This is a genomic window from Streptomyces cellostaticus, assembly GCF_023630175.1.
Classification (GTDB): domain Bacteria; phylum Actinomycetota; class Actinomycetes; order Streptomycetales; family Streptomycetaceae; genus Streptomyces; species Streptomyces cellostaticus_A.
Genome location: NZ_JALLIN010000020.1, coordinates 87762 through 104241, shown reverse-complemented (window position 1 = coordinate 104241; position 16480 = coordinate 87762). Strand labels below are relative to the sequence as shown.

The window sequence follows — 16480 nt, the reverse complement described above, 5'->3', positions numbered from 1 at the left end:
CCCGCTAGCGGTCCGGCCCGCACACGGCACGCAGCGCGGCCCCCACGACCTGGGCCGTGCCGGCCGACGCGTCGATGGTGACGCCCGGTTCGTCGGCGTGCAGCGGATCGAGGGCGGCGTACTGGCTGTCGAGCAGCACGGGCGGCATGAAGTGCCCCTTGCGGTGCGCGATGCGCTCCGCGGCCACCGCACGGTCGAGCGCGAGGTACACGAACCACAGGTCCGCCCCGGTACGCCGGAGCTGGTCGCGGTACGCCCGCTTGAGCGCGGAGCAGGAGGCGACACCCCCGTGCCCGCTCGCCGCGGTGGCGCGGATCCACTCCGTGAGCGCCGCCAGCCAGGGCCGCCGGTCGGCGTCGTCGAGGGGGTGCCCCGACGCCATCTTGGCGCGGTTCGCCGGGGGGTGGAGGTCGTCGCCCTCCAGGAACGGCACACCGAGCCGCCGCGCGAGCAGTGCTCCGACGGTGGACTTGCCGGACGCGGACACGCCCATCACGACCACCACCCGCGAACCCCGGTCCGGTCCGGCCAACGGGGCCTCCTCGGGGGGCGCTGCGCGGAACTGCCCGTACCCCACCACTATCGCCCGGCACCGGGCGAAGTGCCGCGTGCGCCGCCGGTACACCGCCCGCCCGTGGCCGCCGCACTCGCCGGGCGGGGCCGACCGCTCTGGCGGATAGTGGTGGTGGGGCGGGACCACCTAGCCGGCTCTCCGTACAGGCTCTTCCGGTACACGCAGGAGGACCGATGCGTGTTTCACGTCCGCTGGCCGCGCTCGCCTGCGTCGCGCTGTCCGGGGTGGCGCTGGCCGCCTGCCAGGACCAGGCGTCCGGCACGATCACCGGGCACGACGGCGCCAGAGCGGTGCAGACCTTCACGAACCCGTCGACCGAGGGGTGCCACCGCTTCCGCGCGGACGTCACCCGCGTCGACAACTTCACGCAGAACAGCATCCTGCTGTACAAGACGCCCGACTGCACCGCGCCGCAGGGTCAGGAGGGCACCTACCTGGACATGCAGGGCTCGGACGAGGTGGTCAGGTCCACCGGGCCGTGGCGCAGCTTCTCCTTCGCCCCCGGGTGACCCGGGCGGGCCGCCGGGCGGCTCCCGCGCGGACCCCGGGCGCGGCGCTCACGGTCCCCGCGTCCCCTCGTCCCTGCCCTCGTCGTCGCGCAGCCTGCGCCAGATGTGGGTGCGGTGCAGTACGTACAGCGCGCCGCCCAGCACCGCCGCCTGCAGCGCCACGGCGAGCAGCCAGAAGACGGCCCTGCTCTCCATCTCGTCCGTGAGGTAGCTGAAGTTCATCCCGAAGTAGCCGGTCAGGAAGGTCAGCGGCAGGAAGATCGTGGACACGATGGCGAGCCGGTTGATCACCCCGTTCTGCTCGCCCGACACCAGCGAGGCGTAGCTGGCGAAGGCGCGCCGGGTGGCCTCCTGCAGGGACTGGATGTCGGTGAGCACCAGCCGGCCGATGTGCTGGAACTCCTGGGCGAGGTGCCGGCGGTCCTCGGGGAAGTCCCGGCTGAGCATCCTGCGCATGATCACCTCGTCCGTCACCTGCAGGTAGGGCAGCAGAGTGTGGTGCAGCAGCGCGGCGCGCCGCCGCAGCCTTGCCAGGCGGTAGACCTGGTCGGGGCGCCGCCGCTCGAACATCTCGTCCTCGAGGTCCTCCACCAGCAGCAGGTCCGCCACCGCGGCCCGGCGGAAGGTGTCCAGGGCCTCCTGGAGCAGCAGGAACAGCACGGCCGAGGGGTCGGACGGGTTCTCCTCGCCGAGCCGGGCGAGGACGCTCTCCAGCGCCCGGGCCGGCCCCCGGTGCAGCGTGACCAGGTGCCGCTCCGTCGCCATGACGTGCACGTGGACGACCCGCCCGCCCTGGACGACGGGAACGACGAAACCGGCCCGGTCGCCGAGGAACTGGGCCCGCACCGGCTCGCCCGCCCTGCCGAACCACGGCGGGCACTCGGACTCCAGGCCCAGCCCGCCGACGACCGCGCGTGCGTCGGCCGCCGGCTCGTCCGGGAGCTGGACGTCGACCAGCAGGAAGGAGGAGGCGGCCAGGAGCTCACGCGCCTGCGCCAGGCCCGTACGCGTGGCGGCCCCGCCGGGCATCGACACCACCGATACGATCATCTGTCCTCGCCGAGATCCCGGTTCCTTGGCTCCCACGGTGCGCACCCTGACCCGCCGCCGGCCGCGGACACACGCGGGCGCGGCGGCGGGTACCCCGGACGGATGAGCGCGAGGCCGTGCCGGACCGCGCCGGCGGCTTCCGGCAGACCGCCGGGCACGGCGCCAGGGGACCCGTGCGGCCGGCCCGCCGAGGAGTCCGCGGCCGCCCCGGGCCGTCTACTGCCCCAGGGTCGTTCACCGCGCCGGGCGGGCCACCAGCCGGCCCCGGAGTTGTCCCCCGGGCCGTTCACCGGTCCCGGGCGGGCCACCGGCCCCTGGGCCGTCCCCCCGGGCCGTCCATCGTTCCTTCCCAGGTCGTCCGCCGCGTCCGGGGCCGTCCGCCACCGGCCCGCACCGGCCGGTACGCCCGGGGCCCAGGGCCTGCGCTGCGGCGACCCCTCCGGCCCGGCGCAGGCGATCGTCCGCGTGCCGTGACCGGAGAGGCCCACCGGCTCACGACGGCTCACGACGTCCGGCGGCAAACCCTCCCCCCGGACAGCACACCCGGTGCCGCGTCAGCCGAGGTCAGCCCCGTCGCGACGCCCGGCGGGCACTGCCGCCGCACCGGCCGAGAGCCCGAGTACGCCCGGTACGAGGGCCTGCCGGCACGCCGGGCGCACCCACCGGACACCGCTCCTCGACGGGCGAACCTCGGCTGACGCGGCACTAGCCCGCTTGAGGCCGGGCCAGCCCGTGGTCGTAGGCGAAGATCACCGCCTGAATGCGGTCCCGGGCGCCGATCTTGGCCAGCACTCGGCCGACGTGCGTCTTCACCGTGGACTCCGACAGCACGAAACGCGCGGCGATCTCGCTGTTGGTCCACCCCCTGCCGATGGCGACGAGGATCTCCCGTTCGCGGTCGGTGAGGGCGCCCAGACGCGGATCCCCCTCGGAGCCGTCGCCGCCGACGGGTACGAGCCGGGCGAACTCCCGCAGCAGGCGGCGGGTGAGCGCGGGCGCGATCACCGCGTCGCCGGCGGCCACGGCGCGGATGCCGGCGAGGAGTTCCTCGGGGCGGGCGTCCTTCAGCAGGAAACCGCTGGCCCCGGCGCGCAGGGCCGCGTGGACGTACTCGTCGAGGTCGAAGGTGGTCAGGACGAGGACCCGGGAACGGCCGCCCGTGGCGACGATGCGGCGCGTGGCCTCGATGCCGTCCATACCCGGCATGCGCACGTCCATCAGGACGACGTCGGGGCGCAGTTCGGCGGCCTTGCGCACGGCCTCGGTGCCGTGCGCTGCCTCGCCGACCACCTCGGTACCGGGCACGGAGTCCAGCAGCATGCGGAAGCCGTAGCGCTGGAGGGGCTGGTCGTCCACGACGAGCACGGTGGTCATCCGGCCGCACCGCCCCGGGGGCCGAGGTCGAGGGCGGCGCGCACCGTCCAACCCGGGCCCAGGGGACCCGCGCTGACGTGCCCTCGATGGAGGGCCGCCCGTTCCCGCATGCCCATCAGTCCGTGTCCTTCCCCGTTCGCCCTGCCGGGACGGCCGGCCGCGGCGGGCGGACCGGAGTCCTGGACCGCGATCGTCAGCCGCGCGTCCTCCACGACGATCGCCAGGTCCGCGCGGGCACCGGCCCCGGCGTGCTTCAGGGTGTTCGTCAGGGCCTCCTGCACGATGCGGTAGACCGTGAGCTGCACCCCGCTGTCCAGGGCGTCGACGTCGCCGGCCGTACGGTAGACGACCTCCAGGCCCGCGGCCCGCACCCCCTCGCACAGCGCGTCGACGTCCGCGAGACCCGGCTGCGGACTCAGCTCTGGCCCGGTCCGCGGGCCCTCCTCCTCGCGCAGCACGCCGAGCACCCGGCGCAGTTCGCGCAGGGCCTGACGGCCGGTGTCGCCGATGAGGCGCAGAGCCTCCTCCCCGCGCTCCGGGGCGGCGGCGGTGGCGTAGGCGCCGGCGTCGGCGAGCGTGATGACGACGGACAGGTTGTGGCCGACGATGTCGTGCATCTCCCGGGCCACCCGCGCCCGTTCGGCCGCGACGGCCAGCCGGCCGCGCTGGTCGCGTTCGACCTCCAGCCGCGCCGCGCGGTCCCGCAGCCCGGCGAGCTGGGCCCGCCGGATGCGGATCATCAGACCGAGCGCGAGGGCCGCGGTGGCGGTGCTGAGCAGGAAGAAGAGCGCGTCCGAGACCGGTACCGCCGCCGAGACCCGCGCCGCGACCAGGGCCAGCGCACCCGCCAGGACCGCACAGGCCCAGGGGAGCTGCCGCAGCGGCCCGTGCAGGGCCAGGCTGTACAGGGCGACGAAGAGCGCGACGTCCGCACGGAGCGCGGCGCCCAGCGACCACTGGAGGACGAACACGGCCGTCACCGCGCCGAACGCGGCGGCGGGTGCCCGGCGGCGCCACAGCAGCGGCACTACCAGCCCGGCCTGAAGGGCGGCCGTGCCCGCCACGGGGAGTCGGGTGAACGCCACGCGGAAGCGGTGCGGTCCGTCGCCGTGCCCGCCGATCGCGTGCAACAGGTCCGGCAGGCAGAACAGCGAGAACACCAGGACCACCACCGCGGCGTCCAGGACCCACGGACGGGTCCGGTCGGCGTGCCGGAGCCGCCGGCCGGCCCGGCCGAGCCGGGCGACCAGCGGACCCATCGCGCCGAGGTCCTCGGCGGTCACGTAGGTCATCGGCCCATGATGCGGCCGCCCGCCCCTCACACGTCGCTGCGCAACAGCCGGTACGCCGCCCCGCCCAGCGCCAGGGCCGTCCAGCCGAGGAGGACCAGGAGCCCGGCCCCCGGCGAGAGGGTGGTCGAGTCGTGGGTCAGGGCGAAGACCGCCTGGCCCGCGTGGCTCGGCAGGTAGGGGTCGATGTCCGCCTGCCACGAGCTGGGCAGCAGGGTGACCAGCCCGGGGACGAGCAGGAACGCGGCCACGAGCACCGAGACGCCGCCCGCCACCGACCGCAGCAGCGCGCCCAGGGCGGAGCCGATCACGCCGACCAGGCCGAGGTAGAGCCCGGCGCCCAGCAGACTGCGTACGACGCCCGCGTGGCCGAGTCCCATGGCGGCCGGCGTGCCGGAGACGATCCGGCTGCCGACGAGGAAGGCGGCGAACGCGCCCACGGTGGCGACCGCCAGTGCGACCACTCCGTACACCGCGGCCTTGGACCACAGCACGGGCAGCCGGCGCGGCACCGCGGCCATGGTCGAGCGGATCATCCCGGTGGCGTACTCGCCCGCCGTGACCAGCACGCCGAGCACGCCGAGGGCCAACTGGGCGAAGTTCGTGCCGAACAGCGACAGGCTCACGGCCGTCGCGTCGGCGAAGTCGCGCTCCGCGGGCCGGCCCGAGCCCGGACCGGACCTGTAGTGGCTCGCGGCGATGACGCCGAAGGCGACGAGGAACAGCAGGCCGAGGCCGAGGGTGATCCAGGTGGAGCGCAGGGACCAGAGTTTGGCCCACTCGGAGGACAGCACGCGTCGTCCGGTCACCCGGTAGGCGGGCCGGCCCCGACCGGCCGGAGCGGTCTCGGGGGTCTCGGGGGTCTCGTGAGTGGCCGTGAGCGTGCTCATGCCGCGCTCCCGGAGGTCTCGCCGGTCGCGGCGCCGTGGTACTCCACGGCGTCCCGGGTCAGTTCCATGAACGCCTCCTCCAGCGACACCGCCTTCGAGGTCAGCTCGAACAGGGGGATCCCGTGCTCGGCGGCCTTCAGCCCGATCTCGCGTGCGGACACCCCGGTCACCTGCAGTTCCTCGGAACCGACGCGGCCGGTGACCTCCACGCCGGGTCCGGCCAGCACGTCCCGCAGCCGCGCGGGGTCGGCCGTCGCGACCTTCACGCTGTCGCCGCCCGCCTCGCGGACCAGGTCCCGCACGGTCGTGTCGGCCAGCAGCCGCCCGCGTCCCACGATGATCAGGTGGTCCGCCACCAGCGACACCTCGCTCATCAGGTGCGAGGAGACGAAGACCGTGCGCCCCTCGGCGGCGAGGGAGGTGAGCAGGTTCCTGATCCAGCGCACGCCCTCGGGGTCCAGGCCGTTGACGGGCTCGTCCAGCATCACCGTCTGCGGGTCGCCGAGCAGTGCGGCGGCGATGCCCAGGCGCTGTCCCATACCCAGGGAGAAGGCGCCCGCCCGCTTCTTCGCGACGCTGCCGAGACCGGCCAGTTCGACGACCTCGTCGACCCGGCGGCGCGGAATGCCGTGGGTGAGCGCGAGGGCCCTGAGGTGGCCGCGGGCCGAGCGCCCGGGGTGGACCGACCTCGCCTCCAGCAGCACCCCGACCTCCTGCAGCGGTGCCCGGTGGCGGGCGTAGCGCCGTCCGTTCACCGTGACGGAGCCGCTCGTCGGGGCGTCCAGCCCGACGATCATGCGCATCGTCGTGGACTTGCCCGCGCCGTTGGGCCCCAGGAAGCCGGTCACCGTCCCCGGTCTCACCGTGAAGCCCAGCCCGTCCACGGCCGTCTTCCCGCCGTACCTCTTGGTGAGCCGCTGTGCGTCGATCATTCGCGTTCTCCCTCGTTCGGGGGCTGCGGCGGCCGGCCCGCCCGACGCCTCCTCCGCAACGCTAGGGCCGATATGTCCGAATTCGGTGGTACCGGGGGCCGAAGCCCGCACGGCGGGTGGTACCGGGGTACTACGACCCGGCGGTGTGCGCGTGGAGCGACGGGGAGGGGAGGGGCCCGGTGCCGGGACTGAGCCGCCGCCCGGCAGGTGTTCAGGACGCGTTCAGGTACTTCGTGCCACGGTCGGTGACCACGGACGCCGTCGGCGGCCGGCTCGATCTCGCGGGCGCTCGTCCCGTCTCCCGAGGGCGAGCGCCCTGTCGCTCCGACCCGACGGGAGAGCTGAAGTGGAGCAACCGGAGGTCCTCACCGGCCTCGACGCGGCGAGCGCGTCGCACACGGCCGAGTCGGTGACGAAGAAGCTGCCCGAGGCCACGTCGGCGTTCTGGGTCATGAAGATCGCCGCGACGACCCTGGGCGAGACGGCGGGCGACCTCTTCGCACAGACCCTGAAGCTGGGCTACTTCCTCACGACGATCGCGCTGTTCCTGGTCTTCGTGGTGACGCTGGTGGTCCAGCTCCGGTCCAGCCGCTACCACCCGTTCCTCTACTGGACGGTGATCCTGTCGACCAGCATGGCCGGCACCACGATGTCCGACTTCATGAACCGCGACGCCGGCACCGGGTACCTCGCGGCGGGCACGACGAGACTGGGCTGGGGCCCCCAGGGCCTCGGTCTGGGCTACCCCGCCGGGGCGGCCGTCCTGATCTCGGTCCTGCTGGCGATCTTCGCCGTCTGGAAGCTGAGCGGGGCGACGTTCCAGATCCGCGACATCGTCACCTTCAGGGGTGAGGCCCTGTTCTGGTCGGCGATCCTGGTGTCGAACACGCTCGGCACCTCCGCGGGCGACTTCCTCTCCGACAGCTCCGGCCTCGGCTACGCCGGTGGCGCACTGCTCGTGACCGGGCTGCTCGGCGTGCTCCTGGTGCTGACGAAGGTGCCCGTGGTGCCGAACGTCCTGCTGTTCTGGATCGCCTTCGTCCTCACCCGCCCGCTGGGGGCCACCGCGGGCGACCTCCTCACCAAGCCGGTCGCCAAGGGCGGCCTGGACCTGGGTACGGCGGGCTCGTCCGCCGTCCTCCTCGCCGTCCTGTTCACACTGATGGCGTACGCGCAGGTGCGGGAGCGCCGGTCCGCCGCCGCCCGGCCGGTGGGGGAGGAGCGGACCCCGGTCACCCGGCGGGCAGGCTGACCGTGAACCTGGCCCCGGGCCCGTGCGCGGGGTCGTGGGACACCTCCCCGCCGACGGCGCGGGCCAGCCGCCGCGCGAGCGGCAGCCCCAGGCCCGCGCCGTCGTGCCCGTCGCCGGGATCGGCGCGCCGGCCGGGCTGGAACAGCTCGCCCCCGAACGTCTCCGGGACACCGGGGCCGTCGTCGACGACGTCGATCAGCACGGCGCCGGGGACGTGCCGCGCGGACACCGTCACGCGCGAACGGGCGTAGCGGGCGGCGTTGGTGAGCAGCGGACTGAGGATGCGTTCGAGGTGGGCGGGCGCGACTCCCGCCTCCAGCGCCGGCGTTCGCGCCTCCAGCGCCGTCCTGACCCGGCCCGGTGTGTCGAGGCGCCGGAGCAGGCGGTCCAGGACGGGCACGACGTCGGTCGTGCCGGGGGCCGTCGCGGGGGCGAGCGCGTTCTCGCGGGCGTCGTCCAGGAGCGTGTCGCAGATCGTGCGCATGGACCGGGCGGCCTCCGCGATCGTCTCCTGGGCGGTGTTCGTCTCGGCGTCCGTGCGGGGACGCGCCCGCCACCAGTCGAGTTCCATGACGATCCGGGTGAGCGGCGTGCGCAGTTCGTGGGACAGCTCCGCGGTGAGCTGCCGCTCGTGGCGCAGGACGGTGCGTATGCGGTCCAGCAGCGCGTCCAGGGAGGCGCCCAGGCGGGCGAGTTCGGCCGGATGGTCCTCCGTGCCGAAGCGCTGGTCCGAGCCCACCGCGCTCCACCGCGCGGCCCGGTCGGTCATCGTCCGCACCGGGCGCAGGGCCCGGCCGACGGACAGGCGGGTGAGCACGTAGGTGCAGCCGAGCATCACGACGTCCAGCAGGAGCGACCCCACCAGCAGGGTGTCGGCCGAACCGCGGTACGGGGTCAGGTCCAGGGCGGTGACGACGGTGGCAGCGGCACGCCGGCCGGGGACGGTCCGGGAGCACAGCCGGACGGGCCGGCGGCCGAGGTCCAGGACGGTCGCGCAGGCGTCCCCGCCCCGCGAGGCCAGCCGGCCGGCGGCCCGGGCCGGCGGGCTGCCCGCCTCGGCGGACGGCGGTCTCTCCAGCAGCCGGGTGCCGGCGTAGATCCACACATTCGTGTCGAGCAGACGGTCGTTGACGGTTTCCAGGACACGCGCCCGGCGTCCCGTGGTGTCGACGGTGGCGGCGACGGCCGCCGCCCGGCTGCGCAGTTCGTCGTCCGCCTGGTGCCGCAGACGACGGTCCATCACGGTGTTGAACAGCACGGTCAGGATCGTCATCAGCAGGGCGGCGGTGGTCAGCGCCACCAGGGAGAGGCGGCCGCGGAGAGTGCGCGGGGCGAGGCGGCGCGGGGTACGTGAGGCACGGTTCATGACAGGCGGTGCCCGACTCCGCGCGCGGTGCCGACCGTCCGGCCGCTGCCGGCCTCGCGCAGCTTGCGGCGCAGCCGGCTCAGGTACTGGTCCAGCGTGTTGTCGCTGACCTGCGCGCCCTCGGGCCAGCCGGCCCGCACCAGGTCACGGCGGCGCACGAGGGTGCCGTCCGCGGCGACGAGGGTGGCCAGCAGCCGGAACTCGGTGGGGGACAGGGCGACCCGGGTGCCGTGCACGGTCATCAGGTGGTCCACCGCGTCGAGGACCAGGTCACCGGCCGAGACCACCTCGTGCGCGGGGTTCCGTTTGAGTACGGCTCTCAGCCGGGCGGCGAGTTCGGCGAGGTGGAAGGGCTTGGGCAGGTAGTCGTCGCCCCCGGCGGAGAACCCCGCCAGGCGATCGGTGAGCCGGTGCCGGGCGGTCAGGAAGATCACCGGGGCGAGGCAGCCGTTGGCCCGCATCGCCTGGCACACGTCCCGGCCGTCCGCGTCGGGCAGGCCGACGTCCAGGACGACCGCCGCGACGCCGGCGGTGGCCAGCCGCAGGGCGGTCGCGCCGTCCGCGGCCGGGACCGGGTCGAAGTCCTCCTCGTACAGGCCGCGGCGCAGCACGTCACGCAGGGCGTGATCGTCCTCGACCACCAGGATCCTGGGGCGCATGGTCCTCCGTCTGCCTCGCGGCCGGATCGGTCGGGCGGGTGGGGAAGGAGGCGGGCGGCAGGTGGGCGGCCGCGCACAGGCACGCCCCGAGCCAGCCCGCGGCGAACAGCCAGCCGCCCATGACGTCGGTGAGCCAGTGCACGCCGAGATAGCAGCGGCTCAGGCCCACCAGCAGACCCCAGCAGCCGACGGCGACCCGCAGTGCCGTGCCCCCGCGCGGGGCGCGCAGGGTCAGCGCGACGATCAGTATCCCGGCGGTGAGGGCGGCCGTGGTGGTGTGCCCGGACGGGAACGCCCAGCCGCTCGCGTGGGTCGCCCAGTCCCCGTGCGGTGGGCGCGGCCGGTGGACCAGTTCCATCACGCCGTACCGCAGCGCCTGGCCGAGTCCGAGGCAGGCGAGGCAGAGCGCGGCCGCGAGCAGCCGCTGCCGCCCGGTGCGTCCCGCCACGACGCCGGCCACGGCCGCGAGGACGTAGGGGACGACGCCCGTACCGGTGCCGGTCACGCCGCGTGCCACGGCCACGGCCAGGTCGGGGCGGTGGCCGACCGCCCAGGCGAGGCCGGCGTCGTCCAGCCACAGCGGCGAACCGCCCCGGCCGGCGACGACCATGGCCAGCACGATGAACGCCGCCCACGCGCCGAGGCCGGTGCTGCCGGCCAGTTCGGCGGTGTCCTCGCGTTTCACGAGGGGCGCAGCGGTGGACGCGGCGCGGCCGTCCGGCCCTCCGGCGCCGGACACCGGTGCCGGAGCGCGGGCGCGCAGCCGTCGAGCGGCGTCCCGGCGAGGGCGGGGATCATCCGCGGACCTCCTTCTCCTCGGCCCGCCCGCGGCCCCGGTACAGCTCGGCGGCGAGCGGAACCAGCGACACCACGACGATCAGCGCGACCAGCGGGAGCAGATAGCGGTCGACGTTCGGGATCGAGGAGCCCAGCGCGTAGCCCGCCAGGGTCAGGCCGAGGCTCCACACCAGGCCGCCGACGACCTGCCAGACGGTGAACGCCCGCAGGGGCACCTCCAGGGCGCCCGCCAGCGGATTGAGCACGGTCCGCACCACCGGCACGAACCTCGCCAGGAAGATCGCCTTGGCGTGTCCGTAACGCCCGAGCAGTTCCTCCGCCCGCTCCGCGCCCTCGCGCAGCCGCGCCGAGCGGCTGCGCGCCAGCAGGGCACCGCCCGCCCGGCGCCCGATCAGATAGCCGCACTGGGCGCCGGCCAGGGCGCCGAACGCCGCGGCGGCCAGCAGCGGCCCCAGGGACAGGTGCACGCCGTGCCGCCCGGTGCCGGTGCACAGCAGGCCGGCCGTGAACAGCAGGGAGTCACCGGGCAGGAAGAATCCGACCAGCAGGCCGGTCTCGGCGAACATCACCACACCGACCCCGAGTACCCCGAACGCGGCCAGCAGTGACTGCGCGTCGAGCGGGTTCACCGCGAGCTGCGACGACAGAACCACGGGTGTGGTCATCGGCAAGAGTCCTCTCCGGGCGCACCGCACCCCAGCCGTCTACAGTTCCGTAGACTGTCTACGGTACTGTAGACGACTGGGCCGCGCCGCCATTCCCATGGACCCGGTCCGGCGTGGCCCGGCCCGGCACGGCGAAGGCGGGGTCCGAAGACCCCGCCCGGGAAGAGCCCGGGAGACGGCCGGCCGCCGGCTCGGGGCCGTGCCGGGTGCGGGCCCGGCCACGGCCGTGCCCGCACCCGCGGGCGCCCGCATCCTCGCCGAGGGCGGCGGCGGACGATCACGCCGGGACGCCGGGGCCGGCTTCGGCGCTCAGGCGCTCCGGCAGGCCGAGGAGGGGGGAAGGGGCGCGCGGTGTCGCGGAAGGACGTGATGCTCGTGATACGGCTGCCGGAGAACTCGGCGGCCTGGAGCGCCCAGGGCTCGTAGCCGGTCCCGTCCGTACGGGGCCGGTACCGGCCGAAGGCGGGGGAGCCGTTCGCCACGGTCGGGACGAGCCGTGACCCGCGGCAGCCGACGGCCGGGCCGGTCGGTCACGCCTCGGTGCCGGCCGTCCTCCGCATCCGCTTCCTGGAGCGCGGCGACGCCAAGGGCGGAGCCCGAAAGCCCCGCCCGTTCTCGGTGAAACCCCGGATCAGGGCCACACCAGGCAGTACGGCTGATGCCCCGCCTCGTGCAGCCGGTGGCTGAAGTCCTGCCACTCGTGGAGCAACTGGTACACGTTGAACGCATCACGGGGACCGCCCCGGTCCGGGACCGTCGACCAGATGAACGCCGCCGCGCCCACCGCTTCCTCGCCGATGCCGCGGAGCGGGTCGACGACCGTCATCGGGAGCTTGACCACGGCGTAGTCGGGGTGCAGGACGACCAGTTCCAGTGGTGGCACCTTGTGCAGGGGGACGCCCTCGATGCCGGTCAGCACCATGGCGGCCATCGTCTCCGGCTTGATCTTGGTGAACATGCCGTTCATGCCCAGCTCGTCGCCGCCGAGTTCCTCGGGGCGCATCGAGATGGGGACGCGGGCCGCCGTCGCGCCGTCCGGCGCGCCGAAGTACTTGTAGGTCACCCCCACCCGACCACCATTTCTGCCTACCGCCCGTGACCGTTCGATCCGCCGGTCGTTCCGCTCGGGCTCACCCGGAACATCCTGAGTCTGACGTGCGTCGGCCTGACGTGTCTCGGTCGTTTCCTCCACCTGGCGCCGGTGTCTTCCCCGCCGGGCGCGCCGAGGACCCAGGTCGTCAGTCCCCTCGCCCAGTCCGCCACCGCGATGCATATCTCCACCCGACTGCTTTTCTAGGACGCGTGGCCCCCGCCGCGCAACCCGATCATCGTGTCAGTGACCTCCCCCACGGCCGCTCGCCGAAACGTGCGGTGAAACACCAGTCCGCGGGATCAACCCGGTCACTGATCACTACGTGCCGTATGAGCTGTGTGTATCAGCTCTCAGTCTCGCAGATGGCGCGGCCGTGACCCCGAGGCCGGCCGCTCGATGCCCGGGGCGCGGCCTACCCTGAGGTGGTCACCACCCGAACCGGAGTCCGAGAGGCCGGAGAAGCCGCACGTCATGAGTGCCATGAGCGAACTGCCCTATCCCTACGAAGCGCCCGTGTCGCAGGCGCTCTTCGACCGCGCGTCGGCCGTCACGCCGGGTGGCGTGAACTCGCCGGTGCGCGCCTTCCGGGCCGTGGGCGGTACGCCCCGGTTCATGGTCTCCGGCAAGGGGCCGTACCTGACCGACGCCGATGGGCGGGAGTACGTCGACCTGGTGTGCTCCTGGGGACCGATGATCCTCGGCCACTCGCACCCCGAGGTGATCGCCGCCGTCCAGGAAGCCGTCGCCCGCGGCACGTCCTTCGGCACCCCGGGCGAGGGTGAGGTCGCCCTCGCCGAGGAGATCGTCGCGCGGGTGGAGCCCGTCGAGGAGGTGCGGCTGGTCAGCAGCGGCACCGAGGCGACCATGTCGGCGATCCGGCTGGCCCGGGGCTTCACCCGGCGGTCCAAGGTCATCAAGTTCTCCGGCTGCTACCACGGCCACGTGGACTCCCTGCTGGCCGCCGCCGGGTCCGGCGTCGCCACCTTCGCGCTGCCCGACACGCCCGGTGTCACCGGCGCCCAGGCGGGCGACACGATCGTGCTGCCCTACAACGACCTGGAGGCCGTGCAGGAGGCCTTCCACCGGCACCCGGGCGAGATCGCCTGTGTCATCACGGAGGCCTCGCCGGGCAACATGGGTGTCGTCCCGCCGGCCCCCGGCTTCAACCAGGGGCTCAAGGACGCGTGCCGGAAGAACGGCGCCCTGTACATCTCCGACGAGGTGATGACGGGCTTCCGCACCAGCCGCGCCGGATGGTACGGCGTCGACGGGGTCAAGCCCGACCTGATGACCTTCGGAAAGGTCATGGGCGGCGGCTTCCCCGCCGCCGCCTTCGGCGGCCGGGCCGACGTCATGGCCCACCTCGCGCCCGCCGGGCCCGTCTACCAGGCCGGCACCCTCTCCGGAAACCCCGTCGCCACCGCCGCCGGGCTGGCCCAGCTCCGGCTGCTCGACGACGCCGCGTACGACACGGTCGACGCGGTCTCCACCCGGATCCAGGGCCTCGTGACCGAGGCGCTGAGCAAGGAGGGCGTCGCGCACCGGCTGCAGACCGCCTCCAACATGTTCTCCGTGTTCTTCACCGACCGGCAGGTGCGGGACTACGAGGACGCCAAGCGGCAGGAGTCGTTCCGCTTCACCGCCTTCTTCCACTCGCTGCTGTCGAACGGCGTCTACCTGCCGCCGTCGTCCTTCGAGTCCTGGTTCGTGTCCACGGCCCACGACGAGCGGGCCATCCAGAAGATCGCCGACGCCCTCCCGGCGGCGGCCCGAGCGGCCGCGGAGGCCACGGCAGCATGAGCAGCAACGGCAGCGAGAAGGACATCACCGTCGTCCACGTCATGCGGCACGGCGAGGTCGAGAACCCGGACGGCATCCTCTACGGGCGGCTGCCCGGCTACCACCTGTCCGAGCTGGGCCGGAAGATGGCCGACCGGGTGGCCGAGCACCTCTCCGCCCGGGACGTCACCCACGTCTGCGCCTCCCCGCTGGAGCGCGCGCAGGAGACCGCCGCCCCGATCGCCAAGGCGCACGGACTCGACCTGGCCACCGACGCGCGGCTCATCGAGGCCGGCAACGTCTTCCAGGGCAAGACCTTCGGGGTCGGGGACGGCGCGCTGCGCAAGCCCGAGAACTGGAAGCACCTGGTCAACCCGTTCCGGCCGTCCTGGGGCGAGCCGTACGTCGACCAGGTCGTGCGCATGATGGGCGCGCTGCACGCGGCCCGGGACCGGGCCCGCGGGCACGAGGCGGTGCTGGTGAGCCACCAGCTCCCGATCTGGATCGTGCGGTCCTACGTCGAGAAGCGGCGGCTGTGGCACGACCCGCGCAAGCGGCAGTGCACCCTCGCGTCGCTGACGAGTTTCACCTTCCAGGGTGAGCGGATCGTCTCGGTCGGCTACTCCGAGCCCGCCATCGACCTGGTCCCGGTGCATCTCCGGGCCGGTGCCAAGCCCCAGAAGGGTGCGGGGGCCGCGCAGGGCAAGGCCTTCGGGGCCTGATCCACCCTTTTGCCTGTTCTGTTACGAAAAACATAAGAAAGTATTGGAACCTCCCCGATCGTCATGCCCTCTGACTGGGTGACCACCAGCAGACGTGACGAATCGGGGATATCCATGCGCACCTCCTCCCGGACCGGCCGGATGCTCTCCCGCAGGGGAGCACTGGGCCTCGGCGCGGCCGCGGCGGCCGCGGCCCCGCTCGCGGGCTGCGGAACCCTCGCGTCCTCGGACGGGGGCGGGGGGTCGTCCGGTTCCGGCCGGGCGGACGGCGGGAAGGACGGGGCGGGCCGGGGCCGTGGCACGGCGCGCCCGGCCCGGCCCATCGGCGACGGCTCGACCTCGTACACCGGCCGGCAGCCGCATCAGCCCGCGAAGCCCGAGCCGCTGGAGCCGGGCCGGACCCCGCCGCAGTTCGTGGTCTTCTCCTGGGACGGCGCCGGTGAGGTCGGCAACGGCCTCTTCCCGCGCTTCCTCGACCTGGCCAAGGAGCACGGCGCGAGCATGACCTTCTTCCTCTCCGGGCTGTATCTGCTGCCCGAGTCGAAGAAGCGGCTGTACGAGCCCCCGAACAACCCGCGCGGCGCCTCCGACATCGGCTACCTCAGCGACCCCCACATCAGGTCGACCCTGGCCAACGTGCGCCGGGCCTGGCTCGAGGGGCACGAGATCGGCACCCACTTCAACGGGCACTTCTGCGCCGGTTCGGGTTCGGTCGGCAACTGGACCCCCCAGCAGTGGCGGAGCGAGATACGGCAGGCGAAGGCCTTCGTGAAGGAATGGCGGACCAACACCGGATGGACCGACCTGCCGTCGCTGCCGTTCGACTACGACAAGGAACTGGTCGGCGGCCGCACCCCCTGTCTGCTCGGCCAGAAGAACCTGCTGCCCACCGCCCGTGAGCTGGGCTGGCGCTACGACGCCTCCTCGCCGGGCGGCCGCCAGGTGTGGCCGCTGAAGCGGATGGGGATCTGGGACCTGCCGCTCCAGCAGATACCTTTCCCCGGACGTTCCTTCGAGGTCCTGTCCATGGACTACAACATGCTGGCCAACCAGTCCGTCAACTCGACCAACGCGCCCGCCCGCCACCATGCGGCCTGGCGGACCCAGTCCGCGCAGGCCTACATCCAGGGCTTCGAGCGGGCGTACGGGACGAACCGGGCGCCCCTCTTCATCGGCAACCACTTCGAGCAGTGGAACGGCGGCATCTACATGGACGCCGTCGAGCAGGCCCTCACGCACATCGCGCGGGAGAGGGAGAAGGGCGGTGACGTGCGCCTCGTCTCCTTCCGCCAGTTCGTGGACTGGATGGACGCGCAGAAGCCCGAGGTGCTCGCGCGGCTGCGCGCCCTGGAGGTGGGGCAGCGGCCGGCCGGGGGCTGGAAGGAGTACCTGCGGGACACCGGGTCGGCCGCGGGTGACGCGACATGATGAATTGTCCCGAATGCCCCGTGTAAATAGCTCCTGAAATGCGGTTTTCCGCCCACCAGGGGGGCGCGCGAGATCGCCGGAACAGGCATGCGAAACTTTT

16 protein-coding genes and 1 pseudogene are annotated in these 16480 nt (G+C 73.6%); 5 read left to right on the top strand and 12 right to left on the bottom strand.

All coding sequences use genetic code 11. The features are described 5' to 3' along the window. Window positions 1–4: 4 nt before the first annotated feature. The gene (locus MXD57_RS15130; RefSeq protein ID WP_250401958.1) at window positions 5–493 is read right to left on the bottom strand and encodes a gluconokinase; all 489 of its coding nucleotides are present in this window, start codon (window positions 491–493) and stop codon (window positions 5–7) included. A gap of 254 nt (window positions 494–747) precedes the next feature. Here MXD57_RS15130 and MXD57_RS15125 point away from each other — a divergent pair, with 254 nt between their 5' ends. Beyond that, complete coding sequence (locus tag MXD57_RS15125; RefSeq protein ID WP_250401936.1) at window positions 748–1083, top strand: hypothetical protein; 336 nt, start codon at window positions 748–750, stop codon at window positions 1081–1083. 48 nt (window positions 1084–1131) lie between these two features. Here MXD57_RS15125 and MXD57_RS15120 read toward each other — a convergent pair whose 3' ends face one another. The 5 genes from MXD57_RS15120 to MXD57_RS15100 all read right to left on the bottom strand — a co-directional run bounded on the left by MXD57_RS15120 (window position 1132) and on the right by MXD57_RS15100 (window position 6618). Then, the gene (locus MXD57_RS15120; protein ID WP_250401935.1) at window positions 1132–2133 is read right to left on the bottom strand and encodes a CorA family divalent cation transporter; all 1002 of its coding nucleotides are present in this window, start codon (window positions 2131–2133) and stop codon (window positions 1132–1134) included. A gap of 705 nt (window positions 2134–2838) precedes the next feature. Continuing rightward, window positions 2839–3507 carry a response regulator gene (locus MXD57_RS15115; protein ID WP_250401934.1) on the bottom strand — a complete coding sequence of 223 codons (669 nt, stop codon included), beginning with the start codon at window positions 3505–3507 and terminating at the stop codon, window positions 2839–2841. Next, window positions 3504–4799, bottom strand: coding sequence for a sensor histidine kinase (locus MXD57_RS15110; RefSeq protein WP_250401933.1), 1296 nt, complete (start codon window positions 4797–4799; stop codon window positions 3504–3506). The genes MXD57_RS15115 and MXD57_RS15110 overlap by 4 nt, the downstream gene beginning before the upstream one ends. A 26-nt stretch (window positions 4800–4825) precedes the next feature. Then, window positions 4826–5686: an ABC transporter permease gene (locus MXD57_RS15105; RefSeq protein WP_250401932.1), complete on the bottom strand. Its 861-nt coding sequence runs from the start codon at window positions 5684–5686 to the stop codon at window positions 4826–4828. Then, window positions 5683–6618, bottom strand: a complete 936-nt coding sequence (locus MXD57_RS15100) for an ABC transporter ATP-binding protein (RefSeq protein ID WP_250401931.1) — start codon at window positions 6616–6618, stop codon at window positions 5683–5685. Before MXD57_RS15100 ends, MXD57_RS15105 begins: the two co-directional genes overlap by 4 nt. 346 nt (window positions 6619–6964) lie before the next feature. Between MXD57_RS15100 and MXD57_RS15095 the strand changes: the two genes are divergently transcribed. Then, window positions 6965–7870: a COG4705 family protein gene (locus tag MXD57_RS15095; protein WP_250401930.1), complete on the top strand. Its 906-nt coding sequence runs from the start codon at window positions 6965–6967 to the stop codon at window positions 7868–7870. On the opposite strand, the gene MXD57_RS15090 is transcribed toward MXD57_RS15095, so the two are convergent. The 6 genes and pseudogenes from MXD57_RS15090 to MXD57_RS15065 all read right to left on the bottom strand — a co-directional run bounded on the left by MXD57_RS15090 (window position 7851) and on the right by MXD57_RS15065 (window position 12427). Further along, window positions 7851–9236 carry a sensor histidine kinase gene (locus tag MXD57_RS15090; protein ID WP_250401929.1) on the bottom strand — a complete coding sequence of 462 codons (1386 nt, stop codon included), beginning with the start codon at window positions 9234–9236 and terminating at the stop codon, window positions 7851–7853. The genes MXD57_RS15095 and MXD57_RS15090 overlap by 20 nt on opposite strands. Beyond that, the gene (locus MXD57_RS15085) at window positions 9233–9895 is read right to left on the bottom strand and encodes a response regulator transcription factor (RefSeq protein WP_250401928.1); all 663 of its coding nucleotides are present in this window, start codon (window positions 9893–9895) and stop codon (window positions 9233–9235) included. The genes MXD57_RS15090 and MXD57_RS15085 overlap by 4 nt, the downstream gene beginning before the upstream one ends. Then, the gene (locus MXD57_RS15080) at window positions 9849–10580 is read right to left on the bottom strand and encodes a phosphatase PAP2 family protein (protein ID WP_250401927.1); all 732 of its coding nucleotides are present in this window, start codon (window positions 10578–10580) and stop codon (window positions 9849–9851) included. The genes MXD57_RS15085 and MXD57_RS15080 overlap by 47 nt, the downstream gene beginning before the upstream one ends. A gap of 109 nt (window positions 10581–10689) precedes the next feature. Further along, window positions 10690–11358: a DedA family protein gene (locus MXD57_RS15075; RefSeq protein WP_250401926.1), complete on the bottom strand. Its 669-nt coding sequence runs from the start codon at window positions 11356–11358 to the stop codon at window positions 10690–10692. 277 nt (window positions 11359–11635) lie between these two features. Then, window positions 11636–11885: pseudogene (locus tag MXD57_RS15070) on the bottom strand (RNA polymerase subunit sigma-70); the annotation flags it as partial. 104 nt (window positions 11886–11989) lie between these two features. Then, a complete protein-coding gene (locus MXD57_RS15065; RefSeq protein WP_003974483.1) occupies window positions 11990–12427 on the bottom strand; it encodes a hypothetical protein in 438 nt (145 codons plus the stop codon). Window positions 12428–12931: 504 nt separating this feature from the next. On the opposite strand from MXD57_RS15065, the gene hemL reads away from it, so the two are divergent. From hemL to MXD57_RS15050, 3 genes are all read left to right on the top strand, one after another. Beyond that, the gene (gene hemL, locus MXD57_RS15060) at window positions 12932–14251 is read left to right on the top strand and encodes a glutamate-1-semialdehyde 2,1-aminomutase (RefSeq protein ID WP_250401957.1); all 1320 of its coding nucleotides are present in this window, start codon (window positions 12932–12934) and stop codon (window positions 14249–14251) included. Beyond that, window positions 14248–14952: a histidine phosphatase family protein gene (locus tag MXD57_RS15055; protein WP_250401925.1), complete on the top strand. Its 705-nt coding sequence runs from the start codon at window positions 14248–14250 to the stop codon at window positions 14950–14952. Before hemL ends, MXD57_RS15055 begins: the two co-directional genes overlap by 4 nt. A 114-nt stretch (window positions 14953–15066) precedes the next feature. Next, the gene (locus tag MXD57_RS15050) at window positions 15067–16380 is read left to right on the top strand and encodes a hypothetical protein (protein WP_250401924.1); all 1314 of its coding nucleotides are present in this window, start codon (window positions 15067–15069) and stop codon (window positions 16378–16380) included. The last annotated feature ends 100 nt before the right edge of the window (window positions 16381–16480 follow it).

Bases quoted from the DNA above. Each gene is read 5' to 3' on its own strand.
- MXD57_RS15130 (WP_250401958.1), bottom strand. From the start codon at position 493: ATGGGCGTGTCCGCGTCCGGCAAGTCCACCGTCGGAGCACTGCTCGCG.
- MXD57_RS15125 (WP_250401936.1), top strand. From the start codon at position 748: ATGCGTGTTTCACGTCCGCTGGCCGCGCTCGCCTGCGTCGCGCTGTCC.
- MXD57_RS15120 (WP_250401935.1), bottom strand. From the start codon at position 2,133: ATGATCGTATCGGTGGTGTCGATGCCCGGCGGGGCCGCCACGCGTACG.
- MXD57_RS15115 (WP_250401934.1), bottom strand. From the start codon at position 3,507: ATGACCACCGTGCTCGTCGTGGACGACCAGCCCCTCCAGCGCTACGGC.
- MXD57_RS15110 (WP_250401933.1), bottom strand. From the start codon at position 4,799: ATGACCTACGTGACCGCCGAGGACCTCGGCGCGATGGGTCCGCTGGTC.
- MXD57_RS15105 (WP_250401932.1), bottom strand. From the start codon at position 5,686: ATGAGCACGCTCACGGCCACTCACGAGACCCCCGAGACCCCCGAGACC.
- MXD57_RS15100 (WP_250401931.1), bottom strand. From the start codon at position 6,618: ATGATCGACGCACAGCGGCTCACCAAGAGGTACGGCGGGAAGACGGCC.
- MXD57_RS15090 (WP_250401929.1), bottom strand. From the start codon at position 9,236: ATGAACCGTGCCTCACGTACCCCGCGCCGCCTCGCCCCGCGCACTCTC.
- MXD57_RS15085 (WP_250401928.1), bottom strand. From the start codon at position 9,895: ATGCGCCCCAGGATCCTGGTGGTCGAGGACGATCACGCCCTGCGTGAC.
- MXD57_RS15075 (WP_250401926.1), bottom strand. From the start codon at position 11,358: ATGACCACACCCGTGGTTCTGTCGTCGCAGCTCGCGGTGAACCCGCTC.
- hemL (WP_250401957.1), top strand. From the start codon at position 12,932: ATGAGCGAACTGCCCTATCCCTACGAAGCGCCCGTGTCGCAGGCGCTC.
- MXD57_RS15055 (WP_250401925.1), top strand. From the start codon at position 14,248: ATGAGCAGCAACGGCAGCGAGAAGGACATCACCGTCGTCCACGTCATG.
- MXD57_RS15050 (WP_250401924.1), top strand. From the start codon at position 15,067: ATGCGCACCTCCTCCCGGACCGGCCGGATGCTCTCCCGCAGGGGAGCA.